At 55.9% G+C, this 13,829-nt stretch carries 15 protein-coding genes; 1 reads left to right on the forward strand and 14 read right to left on the reverse strand.

What is annotated here, in order from left to right:
* The 12 genes from ETQ85_RS26440 to ETQ85_RS24705 all read right to left on the reverse strand — a co-directional run.
* Positions 1–314, reverse strand: a 314-nt coding sequence (locus ETQ85_RS26440; RefSeq protein ID WP_187394857.1) for a hypothetical protein, incomplete at its 3' end; no start/stop codon positions are given.
* 92 nt (positions 315–406) lie between these two features.
* Positions 407–2,779, reverse strand: a complete 2,373-nt coding sequence (locus ETQ85_RS24655; RefSeq protein WP_148581656.1) for a heavy metal translocating P-type ATPase — start codon at positions 2,777–2,779, stop codon at positions 407–409.
* A gap of 41 nt (positions 2,780–2,820) precedes the next feature.
* On the reverse strand, positions 2,821–3,471 hold the full coding sequence (locus ETQ85_RS24660) for a methyltransferase family protein (protein WP_148581657.1): 651 nt from the start codon (positions 3,469–3,471) through the stop codon (positions 2,821–2,823).
* Positions 3,458–3,724: a DUF2933 domain-containing protein gene (locus tag ETQ85_RS24665; RefSeq protein ID WP_148581658.1), complete on the reverse strand. Its 267-nt coding sequence runs from the start codon at positions 3,722–3,724 to the stop codon at positions 3,458–3,460. Before ETQ85_RS24665 ends, ETQ85_RS24660 begins: the two co-directional genes overlap by 14 nt.
* 28 nt (positions 3,725–3,752) lie before the next feature.
* Positions 3,753–4,250, reverse strand: a complete 498-nt coding sequence (locus ETQ85_RS24670; protein ID WP_148581659.1) for a YHS domain-containing protein — start codon at positions 4,248–4,250, stop codon at positions 3,753–3,755.
* A gap of 88 nt (positions 4,251–4,338) precedes the next feature.
* On the reverse strand, positions 4,339–4,893 hold the full coding sequence (locus ETQ85_RS24675; RefSeq protein WP_148581660.1) for an SET domain-containing protein-lysine N-methyltransferase: 555 nt from the start codon (positions 4,891–4,893) through the stop codon (positions 4,339–4,341).
* Positions 4,890–6,257 carry an MgtC/SapB family protein gene (locus ETQ85_RS24680; RefSeq protein WP_246128899.1) on the reverse strand — a complete coding sequence of 456 codons (1,368 nt, stop codon included), beginning with the start codon at positions 6,255–6,257 and terminating at the stop codon, positions 4,890–4,892. The genes ETQ85_RS24675 and ETQ85_RS24680 overlap by 4 nt, the downstream gene beginning before the upstream one ends.
* A complete protein-coding gene (copK, locus tag ETQ85_RS24685) occupies positions 6,257–6,547 on the reverse strand; it encodes a periplasmic Cu(I)/Cu(II)-binding protein CopK (RefSeq protein ID WP_148581661.1) in 291 nt (96 codons plus the stop codon). Before copK ends, ETQ85_RS24680 begins: the two co-directional genes overlap by 1 nt.
* Before the next feature lie 77 nt (positions 6,548–6,624).
* On the reverse strand, positions 6,625–7,218 hold the full coding sequence (locus ETQ85_RS24690) for a NapC/NirT family cytochrome c (protein ID WP_148581662.1): 594 nt from the start codon (positions 7,216–7,218) through the stop codon (positions 6,625–6,627).
* A gap of 91 nt (positions 7,219–7,309) precedes the next feature.
* Positions 7,310–7,657, reverse strand: a complete 348-nt coding sequence (locus ETQ85_RS24695) for a c-type cytochrome (protein ID WP_148581663.1) — start codon at positions 7,655–7,657, stop codon at positions 7,310–7,312.
* Positions 7,658–7,723: 66 nt separating this feature from the next.
* Entirely contained in the window at positions 7,724–9,109 is a 1,386-nt protein-coding gene (locus ETQ85_RS24700) for a hypothetical protein (protein WP_222862299.1), read from the reverse strand.
* A 579-nt stretch (positions 9,110–9,688) separates the two neighbouring features.
* Positions 9,689–10,054 carry a hypothetical protein gene (locus ETQ85_RS24705; protein ID WP_148581664.1) on the reverse strand — a complete coding sequence of 122 codons (366 nt, stop codon included), beginning with the start codon at positions 10,052–10,054 and terminating at the stop codon, positions 9,689–9,691.
* Positions 10,055–10,290: 236 nt separating this feature from the next.
* Between ETQ85_RS24705 and cysK the strand changes: the two genes are divergently transcribed.
* A complete protein-coding gene (cysK, locus tag ETQ85_RS24710; RefSeq protein WP_148581665.1) occupies positions 10,291–11,268 on the forward strand; it encodes a cysteine synthase A in 978 nt (325 codons plus the stop codon).
* A gap of 871 nt (positions 11,269–12,139) precedes the next feature.
* On the opposite strand, the gene ETQ85_RS24715 is transcribed toward cysK, so the two are convergent.
* Both ETQ85_RS24715 and ETQ85_RS24720 read right to left on the reverse strand, forming a co-directional pair.
* Positions 12,140–13,249 carry a glycosyltransferase family 4 protein gene (locus tag ETQ85_RS24715; protein WP_342781986.1) on the reverse strand — a complete coding sequence of 370 codons (1,110 nt, stop codon included), beginning with the start codon at positions 13,247–13,249 and terminating at the stop codon, positions 12,140–12,142.
* A 156-nt stretch (positions 13,250–13,405) separates the two neighbouring features.
* Entirely contained in the window at positions 13,406–13,786 is a 381-nt protein-coding gene (locus ETQ85_RS24720; protein ID WP_148581666.1) for a c-type cytochrome, read from the reverse strand.
* Positions 13,787–13,829: the final 43 nt, after the last annotated feature.

A 13,829-nucleotide genomic window follows, 5' to 3' on the forward strand; every position in this document is an offset into this window, starting at 1 on the left:
TTTTCCAGTGCCCGGGCCTCTTGGGCCGCTTCCTTGAGCTTGGTCTTCAGATTGCTGCAGTGGGCCGCCCACAAACCCGCATCACCTCTCGGACGGCCAGAGTAAGAGGCCGCCATTTTTTCGTGTTGCTTGGCTTCCGTCTCGTAACTCACGGCCTTCTTGGCAAAGTAGTCGGCGATACGTTGGTGGTCAGCCGCAGTTGAAGCACTGGAAATGGCCTCCGGGATCTCTGCAACGGGGGGCGTTGATGAACAAGCACCCAAGGTCAGGATCAGTGCTACGCCAGCAAGTGTCACACCCAAATTGCGTTTCATGATGTTGCCTCCTTGTGAGTTCGCACGCTCAGTGTGCGATCTGGCGACTGACAAAGGGGTGACGCAACCATTACATCCCTGTCCTTGAAATGTCAGGAAGTCTGTTTGCCTGTCTCTGCCTTCCTGAGGCGCAGTGCATTGCCGACCACGCTGGCCGACGAAAAACTCATCGCCAGGGCGGCAATCATCGGCGAGAGAACCAGTCCATATGCCGGATAGAGGGCGCCGGCGGCAATCGGGACTCCGAGGGCGTTGTAGAGAAACGCGAAGGCCAGGTTCTGCCGCATGTTGCGGACCGTGGCGACCGACAGCGCACGGGCACGGGCAATGCCTCTCAGATCGCCTTTGACGAGGGTCAGCTGCGCACTGTTCATGGCTACATCGGTCCCGGTTCCCATGGCGATGCCGACATCGGCCTTGGCGAGGGCCGGTGCGTCGTTGATGCCGTCACCGGCCATCGCCACGACATGTCCTTCGCGCTGAAACCTCTCCACGAGTGCAAGTTTGTCGGCCGGTTTAACTTCTCCGTAGACCTCATCGATACCCAGGCGCTGGCCCACCGCGCGTGCGGTGGTCAAACCATCTCCGGTCGCCATCACTACGCGTAGCCCGGCCGCCCGCAGGCTCGCCAAGGCTTCCGGTGTACTTGCCTTGATCGGATCGGAAACAGCCAGCAGACCGAGAAGCTGCCCATCACAGGCAAGATGGATCACGCTGGCCCCACTCCTGCGGAGTTCCTCGGCGTGTTCGGCAAGTTCGGTGGAGGGTCCAAGCTCGATACCCTCCTGCGCCATCAGCGTCACGTTACCGAGGGCCAGGCATCGCCCTCCAATGATGCCGTGTACGCCAATACCGCTCGCCGACTCGAACTGCTCGACCTTGTCGAGGCTCATCCCCCGCTCACGCGCCGCACGCACAATGGCATCGGCCAGAGGGTGTTCACTGCCTTGGTCGAGACTGGCGGCGAGCCGGAGAATCTCGTCCTCGCTGTTGCCTTGCAAGGCGACGGCCCGCTCGAACGCGGGGCGCCCTTCGGTCAGGGTGCCGGTCTTGTCCACAATCAGCGTGTCGATCCGGCGCAGATCCTCGATTGCAGCGGCATCCCTAAAGAGGATGCCCTGCGTGGCGGCCTTGCCGGTCGCCACCATGATCGACATTGGGGTTGCCAGCCCAAGGGCGCAGGGGCAGGCAATGATCAACACCGAGACGGCGCTGATGAGTCCGAAGACCCAGCCCTGATCGCCTCCAAACAGCCCCCAGGCAAAGAAGCTGGCGAGGGCGACGGTGACCACCGCGGCGACAAAATACCCTGCCACCACGTCGGCCAGACGTTGCATCGGGGCCCTGGAACGCTGGGCCTGGGCGACCATCTGCACAATCTGTGCAAGCATGGTTTGCGCGCCCACCTTCTCCGAACGAATGACGAGGCTGCCGGAGGTGTTCATCGTTGCACCGATCACCTTGTCCGGTGCCTGCTTGCTGACCGGCAAGGGTTCGCCGGTCAGCATCGACTCATCGACCGAACTGCTTCCTTCGACCACCACGCCGTCCACCGGCACTTTCTCGCCGGGCCGGACGCGCAGGAGATCGCCGACATGGACATGGTTGAGCGGAACATCCTCTTCACTGCCATCGGCCAGGATCCGCCGTGCGGTCTTCGGTGCCAGGCCCAGCAGCGACTTGATTGCCGCCGAGGTCTGCGAACGGGCATGTAACTCCAGCATCTGGCCCAGCAGCGTCAGCGAAATGATGACGGCTGCTGCTTCAAAATAGACGCCGATCCGGCCATGCGCCATGAACGACAATGGAAACAAGCCAGGTGCCAGCGTCGCGACGACGCTATAAAGGAAAGCCGCGCCCGTACCCAGGCTGATCAGCGTCCACATGTTGGGACTGCGATGGACCACCGACTGCGCGCCCCGAACAAAGAAAGGCCAGCCAGACCATAAAACGACGGGTACGCTCAGAACCAGTTCCACGCCACTGCGAAGGGTCGGCGACAGACCGCTGAGCAGATGGCCTGCCATCGCCAGGAAGACCACCACAACGGTAAGCGGCAAACTGAACCAGAAACGCCGACGGAAATCCCGGTATTCGCTGTTGTCGTCTTCGGTCGCCAGATCAGGCAGGACCGGCTCGAGGGCCATTCCGCATTTCGGACAGTTTCCCGGACCGATCTGCCGGATCTCCGGATGCATCGGGCAGGTGTATTCGGTGCCGGGATCGGTGACGGCGGGCTTTGCAGGCTGCAAGTGCCCACGCGGGCCTGCATCAAATTTGGTCTTGCATTTGCTGCTGCAGAAGCGGTAAGTCACGCCTTCCCACTCACTTTGGAAAGTCGATTCCGGCTGCACCGTCATTCCGCAGACCGGGTCTGTCGCGCTTCCTGGTGCGGCCTGCCCAGAAGAGGACGGAACGTGATGATGGGCAGGGTCGTGCACGTGTCCGGACGCTGGGGATGTCATGACAACTCCTTTTTGTCTCGACCTTGATCGTTACCCGGCCTTCAAGGTGACGTCGGGTGGCTGCCCCACTTTGGCCACCATCCGGGCGTTCTGAGCAGGTAGTCGCGGTATTCCTCGCCGAATGCTTCCAGTGCCTGTCTTTCTTCCCGTCTCGCCAGGCGGATGTAAGTCATAAGCAAGATAGGAAACAGGGTGAGCGTGACCAGGGTCGGCCACTGCAGCAGGAAGCCGATCATGATGAGAATGAAGGCGGCGTACTGGGGATGACGGATTCGGGCGTAGGGGCCCGTCGAGGCCAGCGTCTGCGCTTTCTGCGCGGCATAGAGCACTGGCCAGGCATCAGCGAGGAGCCAGAAACCGCCGAGGATGAAGAGACTGGACAGGAGGTGGAAGGGGCCGAAATGGGGATTGGCCTTCCAGCCAAAAATCATTTCGGGCAGATGTCCTGCATCGTGGGAAAGCCAGTTGATGCCCGGAAAGTGCTCCGACAGCCAGCCCGAGAGCAGGTAGATGGTCAGCGGAAAGCCGTACATCTCCGTGAACAGGGCGACGACAAAGGCCGAGAACATGCCCAGCGTTCGCCAGTCCTGCTTGCTCTGCGGCTTGAAGTAACTGGCGGCAAACAGGATGAAGAAGATCGAGTTGATGGCGACGAGCGTCCACAACCCGTAATCACCGTTACTGGCGTCCATGGCCGTCTCCTCCTTCACCGGTATCGCGACCATGCGACTTGTGAGCACCGTGATGGCCATGCATGAAACGGTGCATCAGGGGACAGGCCAGCAGAAAAAGGTAGGGCAAGACACCAAACAGATGCGCGCGGTGTTCCGTCAGCAGGTAGAACAGGGCGATCGCGGCAAACACCCACCACACCCACTTGCCACGCCGAAAATGGTGAGGATGACCATCCGCTCCAGCTTGGGATGGCTCACGAGAATCGATCATCACGGCCTCCTACGTTGCAGGACAAGAATCAGCGCGGCGTCAGTGGACGGCTACTGCACGCCAGGGTGCCGGCGTGGGCCGCATTTTCCAGTTCGTTGTGCTCGAAAAACCGCCACAGGCTGCGCCGGAAGGCATGCAGGCCACCTTTGAAGATGAGGCCCGCGCCCAGAGTTTCCGTCTCGATCTGGTGAAGCGAGACCTGCCACATGTCGTGGTCCACCCAGAGTCGTCTGCCCTTGGCCGACAGGGAGGTCACGCCCATCATCGCCCGCAGGCGGCGGCAGGCTTCGTCAAGCGCCGCACCCGTCGCGATCCTCAGCACACGGCGTTTGGGCATGGCCTTGACGTCCTCTCGGCGGACTGCTCCGGCATATAAGACCGGCGCCTCCAGAAAGTGATCCCGGCACTGTGCCGAACAGAAGTGAAAAGTCATTTGATGATAGATCGCCAGATAGCGAGACTCAGCAATAATCACATCCATGCCACAGACCGGATCCTGGCAGATCAAGGGGGGATGACGGATCACGTGTAACCTCTCCTTGGATAGCCATGAAAAACGTAATACATCCTGCAAAAAGAACCCAAAGAGGGATTCGTAGACAAGATGCACAACTCTAAAGATACGCCGCACCGGGACCGCAAAGATAGCTTTCGGGTAATGGCTCAGCGCTATAGTCTAGAAAAAGCTCCTCGCCGGCATGAATCGCCCTTATCGTCCTGACCTCAAGAGGAAGTCCGGTCAGAACCAAATTCGGACTTCTGGAATGATTAATGAAGCTGTACTTTGTGCGAAACATTCTCGCCAATATTCGCCCCTCTCCAAGGCAGTTCCACTCCATAAATAAATAATTATTAACTGCCTCTGATAGCTGAACGGATCGCTTAATCTGATGATAGAAATCATATTCCACAATCTGTCCATCCAGCACTGCCAGCACGACTCCTGCCTCAATATTTCTTGAAGCAAACAGTCCTTGCCCGTGAGTATGGCTCGGCAGAACATCAGCCACTTCGATATTATTGACAATGAAGTCGCAGCAATACGCATCGAGCGGCGTTGCGATCCTATTTTTCCGCATTTTAAGTTCTGAGTCCACGCAGAAGGCTTCCCCTGGGCGCATCTTCTTTGAACGTTTTTCGGGCTCTGTCTCTTTGTCGCTCTTCCTCACTTCACAAACCAGAGCCCTATGCCTACACCCAGACCAATTCCCGCCATCCCCGGCAAGCAGCGTCGCAGAAAGCCATGTCCCGCAATCCAAGCCAAAAGCGCGGTTTTAAACACGAGATTCGATAGTATCGCGATGCCTATGGCGCGAGCGGCCTGTACGGCCTCAAGTTTCTGTGTTTCAAACAATCGAAGCGTGGAAAGAACGATGGCGTCCAGTTCAGTTAAACCAGAGATGAATGAAACGAGATAGAGCCCTCGATTCCCAGCCAGATCTGAAAGCCAGGACGCCAGCAGAAGGATAGCTGCGTACATCGCGCCGAATGTGAGTGCAGCTCTAATTTCGGTGGGATTCGTTACCACAGGTAGCGGCAATTGCTCACTCTGTCCAATCTCGCGCCATAGAAGAAACACCGCCACGCCTCCTGCCACGAAATTCCCGATCAACACCGGCCAAAGCGTCACCATCATCTGAGGCGATACGGTTAAAGTAATCACTCCAAGGCGTAAAGGCACGATCACGTTGGCCACTAAAATGATGAATGTTGATAGTGAGATCAAGTTGGGGGACCGCTGCGCATGGCGCGCATACGCAAGTGTTGTCGCGGTACTCGAAACAAGTCCACCGAGCACGCCCAGCAAGGGGGCCCCCATATTTCCAACAATTCGCATTGCAAGATAGCCGATGAGACTTAAGCCCGAGATCAGGACGACCATAATCCAGACGTGGTGTGGATTGAAGGCGCCATAGGGCCCAAAGCCCGTCTTCGGCAGTAGAGGCAGGACAATAAAGCTTAAAGCTGAAAACTGAAGAATTGACACCAGATCCTGAGGACTGATCCGCTTGCCCAGGCTTCGCAATTGCGCCTTGAAATGGAGAAGGGTGGCCGAGACGATCGCCACCATGACTGCGTATTGGCCGTGCCCCAGCGAAACCATCGCACCCAAACTAAAGCAAAGAACCACGGCAATGCGGGTCGTGTACCCGCCGCCGGAGACCCCGCTATGCCCCGCCTCTATGGGCTGGATGGTGACAATCCAAGTGACCGACAATAATGCAATCGGAAGAAAAAAAGGGATATCAGCACTTTGACTAACCAAGGCTGCAACGGATCCGAACAGGGCTACCAACGCGGTGGTTCGCAAACCAACAGATGAGCCCGTTCTTTCCCGTTCAATCCCGATCAAAAGACCGATTGCAAGGCTGGTGAGAAATGAGACCAAGTGATCACTGACAGCGGGGGGCACGATGCGCCACCTTTCTACCCATGGCAATTCTGCATCTGTTGGTTTACTGAGATGGGAAAGTAATTGCGTCAATACTTGGGAGAGACGATCAATGCGGCTGACACGCCCGCTGCATTCCATTAATATCCGTCAGAATGATCTTTCTTCAGCAGAGACTCAAGGCGCATGACTTCATCGCCATGCATCATGATCTTCTGACCGTCTCGCGTTTCCATTACAGTATCTGGCTTCATCCTTGCAGCTCGGCCATAGCGGTCCTCCATGGCCATTTTTCCATCATTGAAAATGTAAAGGGTTGAGCCATCCTTGAGATTAAAGACCTGTCTCGCTTCTGCCCGGGCGGCATCATTCGCGAGCGCCGCGGCACTGATCGCACTCGTCAATACGAATACCAGAATGTACTTGAACATAACGTTCTCCATTGACTATGTCTCGCATTGATCCTTGGGCGCGCCATCATCTCTTCGCCGTGCGATCGGAACGGCCCTCATTCGTTACTATCCCGATACTCCCTGGGCAGTTTGTGTGCAATGCCTTTGTGGCAATCTATACAGGTCTGCCCCTCCGCATCGGCCTTCTGGTGCTTTACGAAGACCGTTTGTTTCTGAAACTCGCCACTCATGCCGTCATAGCTGTGGCAATTTCTACATTCACGGGAATCTGACGCCTTCATCCTTTCCCATTCGTGCGTCGCGAGCGTCATGCGTTTTGCTTCGAATTTTTCCTTCGTGTCTATAGCGCCAGTGATCTTCCCCCAAACTTCCAGGCTGGCCCTGGCCTTACGGATCATCTTGTGAGTCCAATCCTTTGGAACGTGGCAATCTGAACAAATAGCGCGAACACCTGTTCGATTACTGTAGTGGATGGTTTGTTTATACTCCTGGAAGACGGTATCCCGCATCTCGTGGCATGCCGTGCAGAACTCAAGCGTGTTCGTTGCCTCCAAGGCTGTATGAAATCCTCCCCAGAAGAAAATCCCCGAAAAAAAGCCGATCACCAGCAGAGACAGCAGCGAATATTTGGCACTAGGCCTTCTGAGCACTTGCCATGCATGCCCTAGTCTTTTGGGCGGATTGTTCATTCCCGTTCCTTTCGTCAGCTGCCCCAAATCGTTAAAGCGCTCACGCACAACTGAATATCCAGGATGCGCGCTCCCGCCGAACGCTGATGACCTACAAGGAGAGTATCCAGCTCACCAAGTTCTTTATTTCGTTCATGTCCTTTGTCTTGATGATCTTGTGTTCTTCCACATGACCATCCGGGAATTTCGCCTTTTCTCCCGTCGTGATATGAGTGATCAACCGGGCCTCTGCATCGGCCTTACCCCGATACTTGGCTGCCACACTCTTGTAGGCCGGGCCATCCAGGGTTTTCTCAACAGAATGACACTTAAAACACCCGTTCTGGCGAGCGAGCGCCCGCGCAGCTTCCTCATCGACAGCATAAGCCCCTGCAGAGAGCCCCGCCGCTGCAATCGAAATAGACAAGGCAGCGAAAAGCCGGTTTCTATGTGCACTCACTTGTTATCCCCTTATAAAATGCTTGACCCATTTCGGATCGACTTCGTTGATACATCTTCGATGCCGTCAGAACAGAACCCACCCCATCAGGAATAAGCTATTATTATCCGACGCATTGCGCCCTGGCACATAATCAGTGCTCGCACCATTGAATTGCTGGAACCATGTGTAACGCAAGGCGAGCTTGACGTTGGTCACCGGCAGGTAATTGATCTCGGCAATCCACCCTTTAGTGTTTGGGCTGCCATTCGTGCTTCCCATGAGCGAGTCGCCAGTGTTGTAGAGGAGTTCATCAGTGCTGCCGGTCGTCCTGAAATACTGCACCCCCCCTCCCCACTGGCGTCGGAAATAATAGTGCGCGTCAATCCGGAGGGTTTTTAGGGTATTAATCGAATTTGATGCCAGCCCCTCGCTGATAACAGCATTATTTCGGCGCTGCCTTTCGTTGATCCAGGTTAGACGTGACGACGCCGAATGCTCGCCACTAATGAACTGATAATTCAGATCATAGGCGATGTCCCGATATCGATTGGCTCCAAGGGATGGTACGTTAGCATCCTGTTTGAGTCTCGAGACAAGACCATAGGTGCCAACCGCTACGCTGTGCGGGCCCCATTCCTTTTGCAATGCCAAACGCCAATATGGCGAGTTGCCCTCTACAACGCTGCCAGCCAACTCGTCTGAATTCCAGGACTGACCCAGGGCCATAAAACGGAAAAAACCGGTCTTTGCTGTTCTATAATTAGCCAGCTCAAAATACAGTAGATCGTCCCACATGCCATAAACACCTACACCGCTTACCTTGCTGGCAAGCGTCATATCCACGATTGACGCGGCAGGCATTTGCGTGGCTGCTGATCCGGTGTGTGGAAAGCCCCACGCAGGGGTGCTGTTGTATATGTCAGATACGGTCGGACTATTATTCAGGGTGACGCCATAAGTCATTTCCCTGCCCGCCACCGTCACGCCATTGGCGTACCTTGCGTCGAACATCTCCACGCCCCATCGCTTCTCGATCCCATCATAATTGTATTGAACGAGTGCGCCGGCGTTGTCCATGATCTTTCCGCCATAATAGATCGCGGCCGTCTGAAGAATCGTTTTGTCATTCTGCGGAAAATCAGACGATCCCGTTCCGCCCGCGGCGGTATCGCTCGTACTCGTTCGAGAGCCTTGCAGTGCTGCGGAAAATGGAAGGCGTTGCGTCCAAGGACGCTCATCCCACTTTTCTGAGCTATCGGCAAATGCGCCGAGCTTGAAGCGCCTCCCATAAGGTGTGAGCTCGGGAAAAACGGTATGGCATTTACTACATTCATACCCGGTCTGTCGCGCCATGCTGGGCACCGCACGCGCGCTCGGTGCCGTCGCGATCAGCCCACCCAAGGACAGGGGAACAGATAGAATCAAGGCTGTCCGAGGTAAACGGCTACGAAACACGTTTGAAAAAAACATGATGCCTCCCCTTCCGTGAATACGTTCTGCGTCTTTTGAAAACCGACATCCTCAACGAAAAAACAGCATTCCCGCCCAACCTGCTTGATCGAACTACGATGCCGCCTCTTACCCCTTCATACACTAGCTAGTGAGCATCACTGCCGCGGCTTTGAGCTGGGGATTGATGGGTATCTGCTGCGCCCCTGGCTAACTGTCGATGTGCGTGTTCCAGGGCTCTGGCCTCCCGAGCGGAATTCGTGAATTGCAGAGAGAGGGAGCGGCAGTGCGCAGCCATCGCTGCGGGATCGCCCTTCGGCCGTCCCAGGTACGAATGTGCCGTTTTCTCGTGCCAAGCCGCTTCGGCGTCGTAGCTTGTAGCTTTTCGCGAATAGTAATCGGCAATCTGCAGATGCTCCGCCGACGTCTCTGCATGGGAAATCGTTTCGGGAACGAGGCCTCCTGAGGGTACTGAGGTACATCCAGCAAGCGCAATGAGTACGGCTGCGTTGATAGCATGTGCGATTTTCATCATTGCTCCTCATCCTGAATGCAACTCGACGGTACCATTCGCAGACTGACGGAGAGATATCCACTTCATTACATTTGCGTCACCTTTTTGAAAGGATTCAAAATCAAGGAGCGGCATTTTAAATTCAAGCGGTGAAGAAGGCCGACTACCTGCTGGCCGTCAAAGGCAATCAGCCTTCCCTTCAGGTAACGCTTCGAGAGCGCTTCGGCCTTGTCTAAAGCAAGGCGCTGCAGCACGCCGGACCGTATGCCCGCTTTTCCGAGGAATTCCACGATCGCTTTGCGCGGCAGGAGTTCTGGGTGGTTGGTAATGCAGGGAAGGTGAATGCCAAGCGCTGGCAGGGGGGGCACGATGTTGGGCGTGGTCGAGTCACTGAGGATGGTCGGCGACAAGACTAGCGGCTGGCTTACAACAATGTAATGCACGTGCTCCATGAAAGTCAGCTTGAATCGGGCATACTGAAGGCATGTAAATGCGGATTGGATTGTTGCAATGATTCTAGTCGGGGCTCGGATTGGGATTCCTCGCGGAGGGTTACTGAAGCGATTCAAGAAGCGCGGATCTCACAATGGCCATTCGCATTGAATGAGAGAACCTATCTGTACTTGGCTGGCAGTACGCTGGCTGGCCCTAGATTCAACTGCATTTCCAATAAAAGGAGAGTGACGCTATGTCTAACTGGTTTGCCGACAATTCGCTGTCCATCGGGCGCACGCCCCTTATTCGCCTCAACCGCATCATCGACGGCGCGCCCGCCACAGTGCTGGCCAAGATCGAGGGGCGCAATCCCGCCTACTCGGTGAAGTGTCGGATCGGCGCCGCCATGATCTGGGACGCCGACAAGCGCAGCCTGCTTGGGCCGGGCAAGGAGCTGGTCGAGCCGACCAGCGGCAATACTGGCATTGCGTTGGCGTTCGTCGCCGCCGCCCGCGGCATCCCTTTGACCCTGACCATGCCAGAAACCATGAGCCTGGAGCGCCGGAAGCTCCTCACCGCCTACGGCGCCAAGTTAATTCTGACTGAAGGCGCCAAGGGCATGGGCGGGGCGATTGCCAAGGCTGAGGAGATTGCCGCTTCCGACCCGAACAAGTACGTACTGCTGCAGCAGTTCAAGAATCCGGCCAATCCGGCCATCCATCAATCGACCACTGGGCCGGAGATATGGAACGACACTGACGGCAAGGTCGATATCTTCGTCTCGGGCGTCGGCACCGGCGGCACCATTACCGGCGTTTCCCGCTACTTCAAGCAGACACGAGGCGCCAAACTGCAGTCGGTGGCAGTCGAGCCATCAGCCAGCCCTGTGCTGAGCCAGACCCGCGCCAACGAGCCGGTCAAGCCGGGGGCGCACAAGATCCAAGGCATCGGCGCCGGCTTCGTGCCACAGGTACTAGACCTCACGCTGGTCGACACCATCGAGCAGGTCAGCAACGAGGAGGCTGTCGCTTACGCCCACCGCCTTGCATGCGAAGAGGGCATCATCTCCGGCATCTCGAGCGGCGCGGCAGCGGCCGTGGCCAGCCGCCTGGCGCGACGTCCTGAGAACAAAGGCAAGACCCTCGTCGTCGTTCTGCCGGATTCGGGCGAGCGCTATCTGAGCTCGGTACTGTTCGAGGGCCTGTTCAATGAGTCCGGGCTGCCTACATAATTCAGAATGACGGAGCTTTTGCGGTCGATTCGACGGCGTGACCTTCAAGCCCTGCGAAGACGACTTTCGAACGAGGTCTGCGCGAAGGCACTGACCCACTGACCATATGCAAGGGTTCCCTGTAGCCTTGGTCGTGCTGCGCCGCCTGCTCTTGCCATTGATGGGCTGCCCCGCGTCTTACCTCATGTCAACGATTGCCATCATTTGGTACGCCGGGCAAGCCGGCCAGGCAGCGTCTTAGAGTTCGCTCGGCGCTGCCGACACAGCCTCCAATCGCCCGGAGGGTGGCCCTGACGGTTGGGTCGGCCAATCAGTTGATTCCTGCCCTGAGTAAGGTCCGGCGACTCCCTCTTGCTAAAGCCTTCAGGCTGAAAGTTCCGGCCTCCACCGATGAGGTAGCAACGCTCCGATCTGCTTCCGGGGCTAAGTCGGCAGGTGCCTTTGCACGGCACACATAACAATTGAATCGAGAACCATATCCGGCCGATTGCCATCGTGCGCAAGAACTTGCCCGTTTGCCGGCTCGATGCGCGCCGGCAAACGGGCCGCGACCATCACGAGCTTGATCCAGTCCTCACGGGTCTGCTCATACGACTACGCTGTTGGTGGGAATTGACTGTGTTGAACGAAATGGATCCCGCGACACGGTTGATGTGCACGAGTAATCAGCCGGTCGCGTCTCTTGAGTAGTTTAGTGTGAGTGCCCTGAGTGGACGTGCCCTCCGCTGTCATCAGGGGCAAAGCCAGAGCTGGCGCACCCCCCTAAAGCTAGCAGCATGGCCGCAGCCATGGCGATTGCGACTTTCTTCATCAATACCTCCATTTGCGTTAAGTTGACAGAAAAATCTGCGCTTATCTCCTGCGGTCTGAATCAAGAAGGATGCGAAGCCAAAATCTTTTGGTATAGCGCAAGGTTTGAATCGACCATTTTTTCAACAGAGAAGCTCTCCCGGACAATATCCTGTCCTAGTCGCCCCATCATAGAACGCTTTCCTGGATTGGAGAGCAACTCTTCTATCGCCTGCGCTAGCGACTTTGAATCTCCAGGGGGGACAACAAGACCCGTTATTTCGTGTTGAACCATCTCTGGCATTCCACCTACACTCGTGGCGACAACAGGGATTCCGCTTGCCATCGCCTGCAGACCGACATTGGCAAACCCCTCTCGAAGTGCTGGATGGACTAACAGGTCACTGGCACGGAGAATTGTGGAGATGTCAGAGCGAAAACCCATGAATTGAACACACCCATCAAGATTAAGCCTATGAACCTGAGCTTCAAGTCTAGAACGAATTGCTCCGCCTCCCACAATCAGGACACGGATGTCCTTGAATTTATCCCTTAACGAAGGAAGTGCATCCAGCAGGACATGGTGCCCTTTTCTAGGAATAAGCTGTCCGATGACACACAGCAACGGAGATGCCGGCAAAACACCCAGGAGTTTCCGGGCCTCCCATTTACTCAAGGCCGAGTCATATGCGCCTGCGTCAACCGCGCTATGAATCACTGTTATTTTATCAGAAGGAAAACCAGCCTCCTTCATTACATCTGAAATCCCGCCAGAGACGCAAACTATTGCCTTCGGGATTTTTCCAATACAGAAGCCGTTTAACATCCCCACTGAAATAGGATTGTCCACACGCCGAGTTATGATTACATTTGGATGTCCAACCCACTTTGCGGCCAAGGCGCCCAAGATGTCTGCGCCTCGGCGGCTGTGCAAATGTACGATATCTGGCTTTGCCGAGCGGATGATCCTGCTCAGTGTCAGGATCATCCTTAGGTCGTGATCACCTCCATAACGCACGCCTTGAACATCAAGCCCCTCTCGCGTCGCCGCACGATAAAGCTCACCGTTGTCAGGACAGACAAGGAGAGCAGGCACTCCACGCTCCTCTAAGCCATGGACAAGGTGCTTGGTTTGCATTGCCCCACCGAGGAGATGTCGCCCCGTTTCCAAGTGTAAAGTTCTGATTGTCATGTCAATTGTCTCTCTGCTGTTTCCGCATACAACGCGGAGCGATCAGTTTGAGACCCTCTGACTGACAATCAGGTGAGGCTCGAATTACATTTCAGACATCGTTAAGACAGGAAGCTCTCCCTGTTTTTTCACTTTCAATCGTACTTTTACCCTTACTTATTCGATAACAGCCTTCTGCTGCTCGCGACGAATGTAGGCGATTATGTGTGCCACGCTGTCTGGCGTAACGAGTGGAATTGGAGGCATGTCCCCAAATTGCCAATGGTGGGAACGAACGCCATTCTTTACTGCAATCTGAAAAGCCATATCAGAGTGATGGGATGCGAGGTAGATGCGATGAAGGAACGGAGGTCCCTTCGCGGTCCCCTTCAGATCTGCGCCATGACACGCAGCACACTGGTTATTGAAAAGTGACTTCCCAGCTTGTGCGTCTGGTTTAAGCCCAGGACTGTGTTTTGGTATTTCCCATCCCTGCCCACTAACAGAGATGCTGCTCACTGTCATAACAACTAGAACGAGTTTCTTTATGTAACTCATGCTTATTGCTCAATTCCTCGGCTCAGCCGCCACTGTTTCACCA

Source organism: Zoogloea oleivorans (genome assembly GCF_008107625.1).
Classification (GTDB): Bacteria; Pseudomonadota; Gammaproteobacteria; order Burkholderiales; family Rhodocyclaceae; genus Zoogloea; species Zoogloea oleivorans.

Coding starts and splice junctions, on each gene's coding strand:
- copK (WP_148581661.1), bottom strand. CDS start 6,547: ATGTTCAAGTACATTCTGGTATTCGTATTGACGAGTGCGATCAGTGCC.
- ETQ85_RS24690 (WP_148581662.1), bottom strand. CDS start 7,218: ATGAACAATCCGCCCAAAAGACTAGGGCATGCATGGCAAGTGCTCAGA.
- ETQ85_RS24715 (WP_342781986.1), bottom strand. CDS start 13,249: ATGACAATCAGAACTTTACACTTGGAAACGGGGCGACATCTCCTCGGT.
- ETQ85_RS24705 (WP_148581664.1), bottom strand. CDS start 10,054: ATGGAGCACGTGCATTACATTGTTGTAAGCCAGCCGCTAGTCTTGTCG.
- ETQ85_RS24700 (WP_222862299.1), bottom strand. CDS start 9,109: ATGTTTTTTTCAAACGTGTTTCGTAGCCGTTTACCTCGGACAGCCTTG.
- ETQ85_RS24660 (WP_148581657.1), bottom strand. CDS start 3,471: ATGGACGCCAGTAACGGTGATTACGGGTTGTGGACGCTCGTCGCCATC.
- ETQ85_RS24720 (WP_148581666.1), bottom strand. CDS start 13,786: ATGAGTTACATAAAGAAACTCGTTCTAGTTGTTATGACAGTGAGCAGC.
- ETQ85_RS24665 (WP_148581658.1), bottom strand. CDS start 3,724: ATGATCGATTCTCGTGAGCCATCCCAAGCTGGAGCGGATGGTCATCCT.
- cysK (WP_148581665.1), top strand. CDS start 10,291: ATGTCTAACTGGTTTGCCGACAATTCGCTGTCCATCGGGCGCACGCCC.
- ETQ85_RS24680 (WP_246128899.1), bottom strand. CDS start 6,257: ATGGAATGCAGCGGGCGTGTCAGCCGCATTGATCGTCTCTCCCAAGTA.
- ETQ85_RS24655 (WP_148581656.1), bottom strand. CDS start 2,779: ATGACATCCCCAGCGTCCGGACACGTGCACGACCCTGCCCATCATCAC.